Raw genomic sequence first — 13,788 nt, 5'->3', positions numbered from 1 at the left:
GCGATGGAGCGACCCTGAGAGAGCGGGCGGCCTTGATCTTCGATCAGGTGTTGATGAGCGCCGGGGGCGAAACCCCTTTGGCCAGTGTTGCTGGCCGATGCGGGTCAGTCGTTGGCGCTGGGCGCGCGTGGCTTGGCCCGCCGTTCGGCCCCCATCTCGCCACGGGTTGCCGCCCAGATGGCCGGAAGCCCCGCAACGGCCTTGGCGAGTGCCGCGCGATCCTCGGTCTTTGCGGCGGTCTCAACCTCGACCAATGAGGCACGCAGGCCGACGGCCCCGAGGGTCGCGGCGCTTCCGGCGACCCGGTGGGCGCGCCTTGCTGTCTCTGGCAAATCCTTTTCTGCGCTGTCGTCGAGATAGGCGAGCAACGCCTCGACCTCTGCGCCGAACCGTTCAAGCAGCTTGCCCAAAGCGTCCACCCCCACGGTATCGCGAAGGTCGTCCAGATAGTTGGCCGCAACGGGCGCAGGCTCCGGCGCCCGCTTGGGCGCGGCATCAGCGGCGTGGTCGGCCAGAACACGTGTGAGGGCGGCGCGGCTGAGCGGCTTCGTCACGATGTCGTCCATCCCGTCGGCGAGGAAGGCTTCCTGCTCGGAGGCCATTGCATTGGCGGTGAGCGCGATGATGGGGGTGCGGGCGTTGGCACCGCTGCCCGCGCGGATGGCTTTCGTGGCCTCGCGCCCGTCCATCACCGGCATGGAGATATCCATCAGGATCAGGTCAAACCGGGTGGTCTCGGCCAGTTCCACAGCTTCTCGCCCGTTGTTGGCCTCGCTGACGGTATGGCCTGCGCCTTCAAGCATTTCGCGCGCCACAACCCGGTTGATCTCGTTGTCTTCCACCAGCAGCAGGTTGCGGGGCGCGGCCTTTTTTATCCGGCGCAAGGTCACGGCCTTGGCATCCGGCGCGTCGATCGGCTCGATCGGGAAGGTCACGCGGAAGGTGCTGCCAACGCCTTCCTCGCTCTCCACCTCGATGCGGCCGCCGAGTGCATTGACGAAACGTTGGGCGATGCCGAGGCCAAGGCCGGTGCCGCCGACTTCGCGGTCATAAGAGCTGTCTCCGGTCAGGAAATCGTCGAAGATATGGGCCTGCAACTCCTTGTCCATGCCGATGCCATTGTCGCTGACGGTGATCTGAAGCTCGGGGCCCTCAAGGCGCTCGGCCTCCACCGTCACCCGCCCGCCCCGGGTGAACTTCACCGCGTTGCCGATGATGTTCATCAGGATGTGCTGAATGCGGTCGCGGTCGGCGTTGATCCAGTCAACCTGCGGCCCGGTCCAGCCCCATTCCAGCGTGGTCTCCTGCGCCAGCGCGGCGCCGCTCTGGTTGTCGATGATATCCTGCAGCAGGGTGGAAATATTCATCGACACGGGCCGCAAGAGCAGCTTGCCGGCGTCATACTTCGTGATGTCGAGCACATCCGAGATGTGGCTCATCAGCAGCTTGCCAGAGGTGTCCATGTTCTTGATGTAGCGTGCCTGCTTCGCGCTCAGCCGGGTGTCGCGCAGCAGCTCGAGGTTGCCGAGGAGGCCATTGAGCGGGGTGCGGATTTCGTGGCTCATGGTGGCCAGAAAGTCGGTTTTGGCCTTCTCGCCGGCCAGTGCCCTGTCACGCGTTTCCACCAGTTCGGCCTCGGCCTTCACCCGGTGGGAGATGTCACGCAGGAAGGAAATGAAGATTTCGCCCTGATCGGTTTCGGCGGATTGGATGGCAAACTCGACCGGGAAGGTATCGCCGGACTTGCGCTTGGCCTCCAGCTTGATGCGCCCCTTTCCGACCACGCGCTTTTCGCCACGGTCTTGCATTCTCTGCATCCCGGCGTCATGCGCCGCGCGATAGCTGTCGGGCACGATGAGGTCGCCCAGATTGGCACCAACCGCCTCTGAGGCGGCATAGCCGAAGATCTGCTCCGCGGCGGCGTTGAAATCGAGCACGGTGCCGGAGCGGTCGGCGACGATCACCGCGTCGAGCGCGGTGGAGGTGATCACATTCATGCGCCGGAAGGATTCCAGCGCTTCACGGCGGCGGCGGATGTTTTGCAGGTTGAGCCGGTTGAGGTAGGCCGCAAAGCCCAGCAGCGCCAAGACCAGCAGGCTCACACCCACCGCGAGCTGCATCAAAGTTGCCGAAATCGCGTCACGCCTGCGGTCGGATTCTTCGGCGAAGTAGTTGAGGCCGGAGTTGGCCAGCGCCCGCACATGGGGGCGCACGTCTGCGGCCCGGCCCAAGAGCGCCTGCACCCCTGTTTTCAGATCGGCGTCGGGGGCATCTATCAGCGGCACGGTGCGATCAAGGAAGGTGCGCACGATGCGCAGATTGCGGGCAAACTCGGGCTCGTCGCGCAGCGCGGCGTAGATCGAGGATTGCTCAAGCGTGCTGATCCGGCTGTAGAAGATATCGAATTCACGGCGCAGGAGCGCCAGATCCTCTTCTGTACCGCCTTGCAGGGCGGCGAGGTGCATGTGGTATTCGAGAAACTCCACCTCTGCCTGCGACAACGTCCATTGCACGTTGTCGGAGCTGGCCGAGTTGAGCAGCCGCAGGTCGCGCACCACGTTGACGGAAAGATAGACCAGTGCGGCAAGGCAAAGCGCCCCCGCGATAACGGAGGCGAAGAGGCGCAGGCGGGCGGTGCGGTGGCGCTTTGGTGCCATTGTGGCTCCTCGAAAGGGGTCCACACCCCGGCCAGAGGGGCAGGGGCGTGAAACGGGTGCCTTCAGGCTATTGCACGGCTTCGATCCGGTCGAGTTGCCAAATGCTGCGCGAATAGATCACCTCGGTTCGGTAATCGTCACTGCTGTCGTAGGGGTAGACAATCCAGAGCGGGCCCTTGTCACGCACCGACATTTCGTCGTTGTCCATGCGGTAAGCAACAATGGGCCCGCCCTCGATCGCATCCGTGAGTGGGATTTCGACAGAGTAATCGTTGATGGCGGTGGCGCGCAGGGTCTCGCCCTCGATGCCGAGCCGCTCGACGAGCAGGCTCAGCGGCACACCCTCGAAGGTTTTGGTGCCTTCGGTCCAGATGGTCGTGGTTTCGATGGTCGTCGCGCCGAGCGCTTCGAGCATTGCAAGATCGAACTGCGCGGTGCCTTCTTCGGTGTTGGTCGTGGCCAGGGCGCCGGACACCGTCAGGATCACCTCTCCCTCAGGGGCGGGCAGATTCTCGGCGCAGAGCGGCAGGGCGGTGAGCGCGGTCAACGCGATCGACTGGAGAATGGTGCGCAGCATTGTGAGTTCCTTCGTTTCCGGAGGCAGCAATTACACTATGCTCATTGCGCGCCCAACTGGGCAGTGGGATAGCGACCTATCCTTTGGGATAGGGGGCGCGTCAGACGCCTGTCGTTGCGGGCCAACATGAGCGCGGCGCGTGAGGGCAACGCGCCAAGTGAGCAGCGGCGGTGGCCTTGGCGTGCCCGGCTTCCGCCGCAGAGGTAGGCCGCCATGCCTTGCGGGGTGGCCTTTTCGAGCAGCGGGGGCACGGGGGGTGTTCCGTTGAGGCGGGCCGTCAGGCGCTGGTTGGTCTTGTGGCCTGCTTGCCTATCTGACCGAAGAGTTTGCGCGGCCGAAAGCGCCATGCCTTTCGGATGCCAAATTCAATCTGTATGAGCGAACCCATCCAAGAGCGCACAACCGGTGCGCAAGCCGAGGAGAGGCCGATGCGCGTCCTGATTGCCGATGACCACGACCTGCTGCGTGACACGCTGGTCATGTTTCTGGAGTCGCAGGGCGACCTGAAGACAGAGACCGCCGCAGACCTTCCCGAAGCGCACAAGTTGATCGAAGCGGCAGAGGCCCCGTATGACCTTGTGCTGCTCGATCTCAACATGCCGGGCATGAACGGGCTCGACGGGCTGAAGGCGACCATGGCGATGCAAGGCGGGCAGCGGGTGGCGCTGCTCTCGGGCGAGGCCACCAAGGAAATCGCCGAAAAGGCGCTGGAGGCGGGGGCGGCGGGCTTTGTGCCCAAGACCCTGCCGGCCAAGTCGATGATCAACGCCGTCAAGTTCATGGCGATGGGAGAGCAATACGCCCCCATCGACTTCATGACCGCCGCCGACGACGCCTCGACGCATCCGATGGCCGAAAAGCTCACCCCGCGCGAGATGCAGGTGCTGAAGGGGCTGACCGAGGGCAAATCCAACAAGGAAATCGCCCGCGACCTCGACATCACCGAACCCACGATCAAGCTGCATATGAAAACGCTCTACAGAAAGTTGGGGGCCTCCAACCGCACGCAGGCGGCGCTGATGGCGCGGGAGGCGGGGCTGTTTTGACGGGCGCGGCAGGGCATGCCGAAGGGGCAATGAGGCCGGAGGGCCGCAAGCCTGTGCGCGCCCTGCTGACCGGCCTCGCGCTTGCCGCCCTTGGTGCCACCCCGGCCTCTGCCTGCCTGCCCTCCGATTGGGTCCGCCATGATGGCCCGGTGTTCAGGGACAAGCTCTTTTTCGGGCTCTACGAGGCGGCGAGCGATCCGCATGTCTTTGCCACCGATGATGGCCGGTTGGCGATGATCTATAGCGGCGACGACGAGGACCACAGCTCGATCAAGCTCGCCTTCGGCACCGATTGGGACAGTTGGGAGGAGTGGGGCGTGCTGCTCGGCCCCTCGCAACAACCCGGCGCCATCGCCGAGAAGGAGACGGCCTTCTACCATCGCGCCTCTGCGACGGATCACAGGATCTACTTCATCGGCTACGAAGACGGTGCAACCTATCGCTCCGATATCTACCTTGCCCGGGCCGAAGCCCTGACCGGCCCGTGGACGATTTTGCCCGAGCCCGTCCTGCGGCGCGGCGAGACGGACGGGCACGATGTTTATCTCATCACCTCCCCCTCGGTTGTCGAATGGGAGGGCGGGCTCGTCATGGCCTATCTCGGCTGGAACGGCTTGCAGAACGTCACGGCCGTCTGGAGCTTTGCCGCCACCTCCTCGCCAGACGGCGTGGCATGGGAGGGCGTGCGGCAGGCCGACGTCCCGATTGGCATGGAAGGGCAGATCACCGCCCGGCCCGATGGCGGTTTCGTCGCCGTCGCAACACGCGAGGCGGCGGAGGGGCGGGAGGGCATTTTTGCCGCCTGCGCTGACACCCCGCTGGGGCCCTGGACAGAGATGCCGGAGGCGCTGTTGACCCTTGCGGGGGACGCCTGGGAGGTGGATGAAATCATCGCGCCTTCCACCACCTATGACCCCGAAACAGGCGATCCCTACCTGTTTTACACCTCGGCAGAACATTCAAAGGGGTGGCGCGTCATGCTGGCCCGCCCGGCAGAGTAACCCGCTCGGCGCAACGGCCAGCTTTTCTCACCGGACCGCGCGCGTGGCTGGCGTTGCTGTGTGCAGGCCGAGGCTTGCCCTGTCGTGGTTCCATCTGCCACAGCCGCTCCGAAACTGCATTTTTGCACTGCCGCATTTGCGTTTCTGCGCAACGGAATCCGGGGGTGTGTGCGTTAGACCCGCAAAGATGTCCCTCTGATCCACAGGCTGATCCTCAATGTCCCTCCCCGCCGTGCTTGTCGCCGCCCTTCTTGTGATCGGGCTTGCCCCGATTTCGCCCGCCCTTGCGCAACCTGTTCCCGGCGGGGCGCGCGGCCCCGCAGAGGTTGGGGTGGTGGAGCTGGAGCTTTCGACGGTTCCGTTTTCCGTCACCCTGCCGGGCCGCGCAGTGGCCGCCGCGCAAACCGATATTCGCCCGCGGGTGGGGGGCATGGTGAAGGAGATCGTCTATCGGCCCGGCCAGCGGGTGAAGGCGGGGGATGTGCTTTATCGGTTGGAGCCGGACACCTTCGAGGCCGCCTATGCGGCCGCGCAGGCCGAATTGGCCGGGGCGAAGGCCGGGGTGAGCACGGCGCAGGCAACGGTGGATCGCTATGCCCGGCTGGAGGGCACGGGCGTGACCACCTCCGATTTGCAAACCGCGCAATCCGCTCTGGCGCAGGCCGAGGCCGCGCTGGCCAGTGCCGAGGCCGCCGTGCAAACCGCGCGGCTGGATCTGGACCGGGTGGAAATTCGCAGCCCGATTGACGGGTTTGCGGATGTCAGCACGGTTTCGGTGGGCGCCATCGTGACCGCCAACCAGACCGATGCGCTCACCACCGTGACGGCGATGGACCCGATCAACGTGGATGTTTCGGAGAGCTCAGCCCGGATCTTGCGGGTGCGCTCGCAGATCGACAGTGGCGCATTGCAGCGCGGCGAGCGGCTGGAGGCGGTGCTTACGCTGGAAAACGGCGAAACCTACGCCAGCCCCGGCACGCTCGTTACCCCCGGGCAGCAGGTGTCGACCACCACGGGCAGTGTCGATCTGCGTTTTGAGTTCGGCAACCCAAACAGGATGATCCTGCCCGGCCAGTTCCTGCGGGTGGCGGTTGTGGTTGGTCAGCAAAAGGCCGTGCTGGTTCCGCAGCGCGGCACCGAGCGACAGGCCGATGGCACGCTGACGGCCTTCATCCTGCGTGACGGCAAGGCACATCAGGTGACGCTCACCTATTCGGGCACCCATGAGAATGCATGGATCACCACAGAGGGGGTGGCTGCCGGGGATTTGCTGATCGTCGACGGGCTGAACAACCTCACAGACGGCGCGGAGGTGGTGCCGGTGCCGGTCACGATCAACGCGCAGGGCGTGGTGGAGGATGTTACCGACGATGCCGCCGATGAGGTTGACACCACCGATGAGGCCGATACCGCCGATGAGGCCGGCGCGACCGAAGCCACCGGCACGGAAGACTGACCCATGGCGCAGTTTTTCATCCACCGCCCCATCTTTGCTTGGGTCTTGGCCATCGTGACGATGCTGGCCGGGGTCTTTGCCTTTACCCAACTGCCGGTCTCGCAATATCCCGACATTGCCCCAACCACGATCCGGGTGAGCGCCAGCTACCCGGGGGCCACGGCCTCGGCGGTGGAAAACTCGGTGACATCGGTGATCGAGGATTCCATGACCGGGCTCGACGGCGTGCTTTACATGGAAAGCACATCGCGCGAGGGCTCCTCTTCGATTTCGCTGACCTTCGATGAAAGCATCGACCCGGTGGATGCGCAGAACAACGTGCAATCCAAGGTCAGCCAGGTTGAAGGGCGGTTGCCCGATGCGGTGCAATCCTCGGGCGTGAGCGTTTCGCGCTCCACCTCCTCGATCCTGATGGTCGGGGCCATCGTCTCGGCTGATGGGCGGTATTCGACCATCGAGTTGGGCGATATTCTCGACAATCAGATCTCCGGCCCGGTGCAGCGCACCGAGGGCGTGGGCGGGATCAACATTTTTGGCTCGGGCTATGCGCTGCGGGTCTGGCTCGATCCGCTTTCGCTTTATGAATACCAGCTCACGCCCGCCGATGTGACCTCTGCCATTCAAGCGCAAAACAACACGGTTTCGGTGGGCTCGCTGGGCGATATGCCGGTGGTCACCGGACAGCAGTTTACCGCAACCATCACCGCGCAGAGCCAGCTGACCAGCGTGGAGGATTTCGAGAACATTCTGCTGAAATCCGAAGAGGGCGGTGCACAGGTGTTGCTTGGCAACGTGGCGAAGATCGAGATCGGGCAAGAGAGCTACGGCGGCGACTCCCGGTTTGACGGGGCGAATGCGGCGGGCTTCGGGATCAACCTTGCCACCGGGGCCAACGCGGTGGACACCGCAGAAGCGGTGCGCGCCACGCTGGATGAGCTGGCCGCCTCGCTGCCCGAGGGGCTGACGGTGGAATACGCCTATGACACCTCGCCCTTCGTCGAGCTGTCGATCGAGAAGGTCTATCACACGCTGATCGAGGCGGTGGTGCTGGTGTTCTTTGTCATCCTGATCTTCCTGCAAAACTGGCGGGCAACGCTCATTCCGATCATCGCGGTGCCGGTGGTGCTGGCGGGCACCTTCGCGGTGCTGGCGGCGCTGGGCTATTCGATCAACACGCTGACGATGTTTGCGATGGTGCTGGCAATCGGCCTGCTGGTGGATGATGCGATTGTGGTGGTCGAAAACGTCGAGCGGGTGATGGAGGATGACGGGCTGGAGCCCTTGCCCGCCACCGAGAAGGGCATGGGCCAGATCACCGGCGCCGTTGTCGGCATTGCGCTTGTGCTCTCGGCGGTGTTCCTGCCGATGGCCTTTTTCGGTGGCTCGACCGGGGTAATCTACCGGCAGTTCTCGGTCACCATCATCTCGGCCATGGTGCTTTCGGCGCTGGTGGCGCTCATTCTCACCCCGGCGCTCACGGCTTCGATGCTGCGCCGCAGTGGCCATGAGGTGCCCTTTGCTCCGGCGCGGGCCTTCAACAGGGGCTTTGCGCGGCTGACCTCGGGCTACGCCGGATCGGTTGGGCGGATTGCGCGCAAGCCGCTGATCGCCGTGGGGCTGATTGCCGCGCTCGTGCTCGGTGCAGCGGCCACCTACTCGCGGTTGCCGTCCTCCTTCCTTCCGACGGAGGACCAAGGCGTGCTGATGGCGATGATCAACCTCACCGAGGGCACCACCTCGGCGCAGACGGCGCAGGTGGTGGATGAGATCGAGGCCTATTTGCAGGCCGAAGAATCCGAGGCGGTGGAGAGCACCTTTGCCACGCTCGGCTTTGGCTTTTCCGGCTCGGGGCAGAATGCGGCGATGGTGTTCATCAAGCTGCGCGACTTTGAAGAGCGCACGGATGACAGCCTGTCGGCGGCTTCCGTGGCCGCCCGGGCAACGGCGCAGTTTGGCAACCTGCGGGCCGGGCGGGTGATGTTCATGCAGCCCCCGGCGATTCCGGGCCTTGGCAACACCTCCGGGTTTTCGATGTATCTCGTGGATTACGCCAACAATGGCACCGAGGCCCTGCGTGCCGCCGCCTCGCAGCTGGAAACCGCCGCCGAGGCCGATCCGCGCTTTGCCAGCACCCGCGCCAGCGGGATCGAGAGCGAGGCGGTGCTGCGCATCGACATCGACCAGCAGAAGGCCGAGAGCTTTGGCGTCAGCGTGACCAGCGTCAACGCCATCCTCTCGACCATCTTCGCCGGGTCCAACGTGAATGACTTCGACATGAACGGCTCGCTGCGCCCGGTGATCGTGCAGGCCGCCGCCGAATACCGGATGCAGCCGGAAGACATCGAAGCCTGGTATGCGATCAACAGCAGCGGCGAGATGGTCAGCTTTGCCGCCTTCATGGAAACCCGCTGGATCTCCTCCACGCCCTCACTGGCGCGGATCGACGGGGTCAATGCGATTTCGGTGTCGGGCAGCCCGGCGCAGGGCGTGTCGTCGGGCGATGCGATGGAGGCGATCACCGAGTTGGCCGGTGAGCTGGACGGCGGCTATGGCGTGGCTTGGACCGGGCTATCGTTTCAGGAGCAGCAATCAGGCAGTCAGGCCCCCTATCTTTATGCGCTTTCGGCGCTGGTCGTGTTCCTGTCGCTCGCGGCGCTTTATGAGAGCTGGTCGATCCCCTTCGCGGTGATGCTTTCGGTGCCGGTGGGCGTGGCGGGGGCCTTCGCCTTCGCGCTGCTCTTCGGGCAATCCAACGATGTGTATTTCAAGGTCGGGATCCTGACGACCATCGGGCTTGCGGCAAAGAATGCCATCCTGATCGTCGAGTTCGCCCGGGATCTGGAGGCGCAGGGCCGCTCTGCCATCGAGGCGGCGATCGAGGCGGCAAGGATGCGGCTGCGGCCGATCCTGATGACCTCCTTCGCCTTCATGATGGGGGTGTTGCCGCTGGCGCTCGCCACCGGCGCGGGGGCACAGGCGCAAAACGCCATTGGCATCGCGGTGCTGGGTGGCATGGCGGCGGCCACCTTCATCGGCATCTTCATCGTTCCGGCCTGTTTTGTGCTGGTGCGCAAGCTCTCGCGCAAGCCGGTCGCCGGGACGGCGCAGGACTGAGGGCAGGGGGGTGAGCGCGCTGTGAGCGGCGTCAGTCCGGCTGCGGCGGCAGTGCCATGGCCGGGCCGATGGCCTTGCGGGCGAGGCGCAGAAAGGCCTCGCGCTCGCCAGCGTCGAGCTCTGCCAGAAGCTCCTCTTGCAGGGCGGTCACGATGGGCAGGATCTCTTCAAAGGCGGCGCGGCCTGCCTCGGTGGCCCGAACCTCGCGCGCGCGTCGGTCTCGTGGGCTGACCTGCCGGGAGACATAGCCCTTCTGCTCCAGCCGGTCGATCACCCCGCCGATGGTGGCGCGGTCGTAGGCGATGGCCGCGGCCACCCCGGCCTGATCAATCCCCGGATAACTCAGGATCGCATCCAGCGCCGCAAACTGCACGGGCGTAACATCAAACCCGGCCTCCTGAATGCGGGTGGAGAACACATGGGTGGACATCTGGTTGAGCCGCCGGATCAGGTGTCCGGCCATGACGAGCGCTTTCATTCCGCCTCCCTCGCGGTGCCGTTGACCGGCAATTAATACGTATACATATTTTTCTTGACCGTAAATGATAAGTGTAGTTATTAATTGCCCATCAGCAGGCCGGAGGAGGGCAAGTGATGCAGTATTACCTCAATGGATTTCGTGGCGGAGACCCCGACCTGCGCAATGCCGCGCCCAACCGGCGGGCGCGGGGGGGCTTTGCGCCGCTGCCCGACAAGGTTGATGTGCTGATCGCCGGATGCGGGCCTGCCGGCCTTTGCCTTGCCGCCCAGCTTGCGCAGTTTCCGCAGATCGACACGATGATCGTCGAGCCCAAGCCCGGCCCGATCGAAAAGGGGCAGGCCGATGGGGTGAACACCCGCACGATGGAGATGTTTCAGGCCTTCGGCTTTGGCGAGAAGGTCAAGCGCGAGAGCTACTGGGTGAACCAAACGGCCTTCTGGTCGCCCGACCCGGCCAACCCCGGCCACATCCACCGCATCGGGCGGGTGCAGGATGTGCCCGAGGGCAGCTCCGAAATGCCCCACACCCTGCTCAACCAGGCCCGTGTGCATGAGCTGTTCCTTGATGTGATGCGCAAATCGCCCGCGCGGCTGGAGCCGGATTACTCGTGGTCGGTGAAGGATGTTCAGGTGGACCGGGAGGCCAGTGAACACCCGGTGACCGTGACGCTGGAGAACACCGGGATCAACGCGGGCGAGGTCCACGTGGTGCGGGCCAACTACGTTGTCGGCTGCGATGGTGCCCGCTCCAACGTGCGTCGCGCTATCGGCGGCAAGCTGCATGGCGACGCGGCGCATCAGGCCTGGGGCGTGATGGATATTCTCGCCAACACCGACTTTCCTGATGTGCGCCAGAAGTGCCTGATCACCTCGGCCAGCGAGGGCAACACGCTGATCCTGCCGCGTGAGGGCGGCTACCTCTTTCGCATGTATGTCGAGCTCGACAAGCTGAACCCCGATGAGCGGGTGGCGCAGCGCAACTTCACCGCCGATCACCTGATTGCCGCCGCCAACCGCATCATGGCGCCCTACAGCATCGACGTGAAAGAGGTGGTCTGGTGGTCGATCTACGAAATCGGCCACCGCCTGACCGACCGGTTCGATGACGCGAGCGAGGGCCACGGCCCCCGCGTGTTTACCGCTGGCGATGCCTGCCACACCCACAGCCCCAAGGCGGGGCAGGGGATGAACGTGTCGATGCAAGACAGCTTCAACCTTGGCTGGAAGCTGGCCCATGTGCTCACCGGGCGGGCCGGGCCGGAGCTGTTGCGCAGCTACTCCGCCGAGCGCTGGGCCGAGGCCAAGCGGCTGATCGACACCGATCACGAATGGTCGCGCATCATGTCGGCCCCGCCCGGCGAGTCCAAGCTGGACGGAGGCGACATGCCGCGCTTTCAGAAGGCCTTTATCGAGAACCTCATGTTCACCGGCGGGCTTGCGGTGAAGTATGATCCTTCCCGCCTCACTGCCGAGTCGGTGCATCAGGCCCTTGCACCCGGCTTCGAGATCGGCCGCCGGTTTCACTCCGCGCCGGTGGTGCGGGTGGCCGATGCGATGCAGATGCACCTTGGGCACGTGGCCGAGGCGGATGGGCGCTGGCGGATCTATGCCTTTGCGGGGCAAGACCCGCGCGGCCTTTACGATCTGGCGGAGTGGTTGGGCACGGCAGACACCAGCCCGGTCCTGCGCCACACCCGCGAGGGCGAAGACATTGACGCGGTGATCGACCTGCGCGGCGTGCTGCAAGGCACCTTCGATACGGTCGCCTACGACGCCGCGCCCGCGATGTTGAAGCCGGTGAAGGGGCCGCTTGGCTTGCAGGATCACGAAAAGCTCTTCTGCGTGGATCACAAGGGCGCAGGCGACATCTTCGAGATGCGCGGGCTGGACCGGGCGCAGGGCTGCATGGTGGTGGTGCGCCCCGATCAATACGTGGCCCATGTGCTGCCGCTCGACGCCCGCGCCGAGCTTGCCGCCTTCTTCGAGGGCGTGTTGCTGCCCGCCTGAGCGCTTGACGCTGGGCCTCGGTCGACCATAACGCAGGGCAACCAACGCGCCCACGCGCCCTTTCTGCCGCTCATGGAGGCTGCCGCATGCCATTCGACCGTTCCATCAAGATCGCCCCCTCGATCCTCTCTGCCGATTTCGCCAACTTCGGTGCCGAGATCCGCGCCATCGAGGGGCAGGGGGCCGATTGGGTGCATGTGGATGTGATGGATGGCCATTTCGTGCCCAACCTCACCTTCGGCCCGCCCGCGGTGAAGGCCTTTCGCCCGCACGTCAAAACCTTCATGGACGTGCACCTGATGATCGCCCCCGTCGATCCCTACATCGAGGCCTATGCAGAGGCCGGGGCCGATATGATCGTGGCCCATTGGGAGGCCGGGCCGCACCCGCACCGCACGCTTCAGGCGATCAAGGCGCAGGGCGTTAAATGCGGCATCAGCCTCAATCCCGGCACGCCCGCCAGCGTCATCTCCGAGCTGCTCGACCTTGTGGATATGGTGCTGGTGATGAGCGTGAACCCCGGCTTCGGCGGGCAAAAGTTTATCCCCTCCAGCGTGGCCAAGGTGGCGCAGGTGCGCGAGATGATCGGCGACCGCGAGGTGCATATTCAGGTTGATGGCGGGGTGGACCCGTCCACCGTTGGCCCGCTGGTCGCGGCGGGGGCAGATTGCTTTGTGGCCGGGTCGGCGGTGTTCAAGGGCGGTTCGGTGGATAAGCCGGAGGTCTATGGCCAGAACATCCGCGCCATCCGCGAGGCGGCCGAAGCGGCGCAAGCCGGCTGATGGCCCGCATCGTCTTTGATCTCGACGGCACGCTGATTGACTCCGCCCCCGACATCCACGCCGGGGCGAACGTGCTGCTGGAGGCCGAGGGCGTGGAGCCGATCACCCTTGCCGACACCCACAGCTTTATCGGGCAGGGGGCGTCGGTGTTTATCGAAAAGGTCCGCCGTGCACGCGGCATCGCGGAGAGCGAGCACGCCCGCATGCTGGCGGCCTTCGTGGCAAGCTATGAAACGCTGGTTACGCGCACAAAGGTTTATCCCGGCGTGGTGGCGGCGCTGGAGGCCCTGCGCGCGGGCGGCCATAGCCTCGGGATCTGCACCAACAAGCCGCTCGTGCCCTGCAAGGCCGTGCTCGCCCACCTCGATCTCACCCGCTTTTTCGCCACCATCCTCGGCGGCGACAGCCTGCCCACCCACAAGCCGGACCCGGCCCCGCTGGAGGCCGCCTTTGCCGCGCTGGGCGAGGGCCCCGCGATCTACGTGGGCGACAGCGAGGTGGATGCAGAAACCGCGCGCCGCGCTGGCGTGCCCTTCCTGCTCTTCACCGAAGGCTACCGGAAAGCGGAGGTGGCGGCGCTGCCCCACCGCGCGGCGTTTTCCGATTACACCAAACTGGCCGGTCTGGTGCGCAAGCTGGAGGCTGAGGCGGCGTAAGGCCGGGGTGGC

Annotated in this window: 10 protein-coding genes; 7 read left to right on the top strand and 3 right to left on the bottom strand. The window is 65.0% G+C overall.

Annotated elements, in window-relative coordinates:
• Positions 1-104 precede the first annotated feature (104 nt).
• On the bottom strand, positions 105-2,657 hold the full coding sequence (locus tag FHY55_RS16650; RefSeq protein WP_140015253.1) for an ATP-binding protein: 2,553 nt from the start codon (positions 2,655-2,657) through the stop codon (positions 105-107).
• A gap of 67 nt (positions 2,658-2,724) precedes the next feature.
• A complete protein-coding gene (locus tag FHY55_RS16645) occupies positions 2,725-3,234 on the bottom strand; it encodes a molybdopterin-dependent oxidoreductase (protein WP_140015252.1) in 510 nt (169 codons plus the stop codon).
• Positions 3,235-3,662: 428 nt separating this feature from the next.
• Between FHY55_RS16645 and FHY55_RS16640 the strand changes: the two genes are divergently transcribed.
• The 4 genes from FHY55_RS16640 (at position 3,663) to FHY55_RS16625 (ending at position 9,851) form a co-directional block, all read left to right on the top strand.
• Positions 3,663-4,280, top strand: a complete 618-nt coding sequence (locus FHY55_RS16640; RefSeq protein WP_140015251.1) for a response regulator transcription factor — start codon at positions 3,663-3,665, stop codon at positions 4,278-4,280.
• A 29-nt stretch (positions 4,281-4,309) separates the two neighbouring features.
• Positions 4,310-5,281, top strand: coding sequence for a hypothetical protein (locus FHY55_RS16635; protein WP_140015250.1), 972 nt, complete (start codon positions 4,310-4,312; stop codon positions 5,279-5,281).
• 217 nt (positions 5,282-5,498) lie between these two features.
• The gene (locus FHY55_RS16630; protein ID WP_140015249.1) at positions 5,499-6,737 is read left to right on the top strand and encodes an efflux RND transporter periplasmic adaptor subunit; all 1,239 of its coding nucleotides are present in this window, start codon (positions 5,499-5,501) and stop codon (positions 6,735-6,737) included.
• A gap of 3 nt (positions 6,738-6,740) precedes the next feature.
• Positions 6,741-9,851, top strand: a complete 3,111-nt coding sequence (locus FHY55_RS16625) for an efflux RND transporter permease subunit (RefSeq protein ID WP_140015248.1) — start codon at positions 6,741-6,743, stop codon at positions 9,849-9,851.
• Positions 9,852-9,882: 31 nt separating this feature from the next.
• Here the strand turns inward: FHY55_RS16625 and FHY55_RS16620 are convergent, their stop codons facing one another.
• A complete protein-coding gene (locus FHY55_RS16620) occupies positions 9,883-10,329 on the bottom strand; it encodes a MarR family winged helix-turn-helix transcriptional regulator (RefSeq protein ID WP_140015247.1) in 447 nt (148 codons plus the stop codon).
• A 116-nt stretch (positions 10,330-10,445) separates the two neighbouring features.
• On the opposite strand from FHY55_RS16620, the gene FHY55_RS16615 reads away from it, so the two are divergent.
• The 3 genes from FHY55_RS16615 (at position 10,446) to gph (ending at position 13,776) form a co-directional block, all read left to right on the top strand.
• Complete coding sequence (locus tag FHY55_RS16615) at positions 10,446-12,338, top strand: FAD-dependent monooxygenase (RefSeq protein ID WP_140015246.1); 1,893 nt, start codon at positions 10,446-10,448, stop codon at positions 12,336-12,338.
• 86 nt (positions 12,339-12,424) lie between these two features.
• Complete coding sequence (gene rpe, locus FHY55_RS16610) at positions 12,425-13,120, top strand: ribulose-phosphate 3-epimerase (protein ID WP_140015245.1); 696 nt, start codon at positions 12,425-12,427, stop codon at positions 13,118-13,120.
• Positions 13,120-13,776 carry a phosphoglycolate phosphatase gene (gene gph / locus FHY55_RS16605; protein WP_140015244.1) on the top strand — a complete coding sequence of 219 codons (657 nt, stop codon included), beginning with the start codon at positions 13,120-13,122 and terminating at the stop codon, positions 13,774-13,776. Before rpe ends, gph begins: the two co-directional genes overlap by 1 nt.
• The last annotated feature ends 12 nt before the right edge of the window (positions 13,777-13,788 follow it).

Source organism: Oceanicola sp. D3, from assembly GCF_006351965.1.
GTDB lineage: Bacteria > Pseudomonadota > Alphaproteobacteria > Rhodobacterales > Rhodobacteraceae > Vannielia.
The sequence above is the reverse complement of the archived record's forward strand: the minus strand, read 5'-3'. Positions and strand labels throughout refer to the sequence as shown.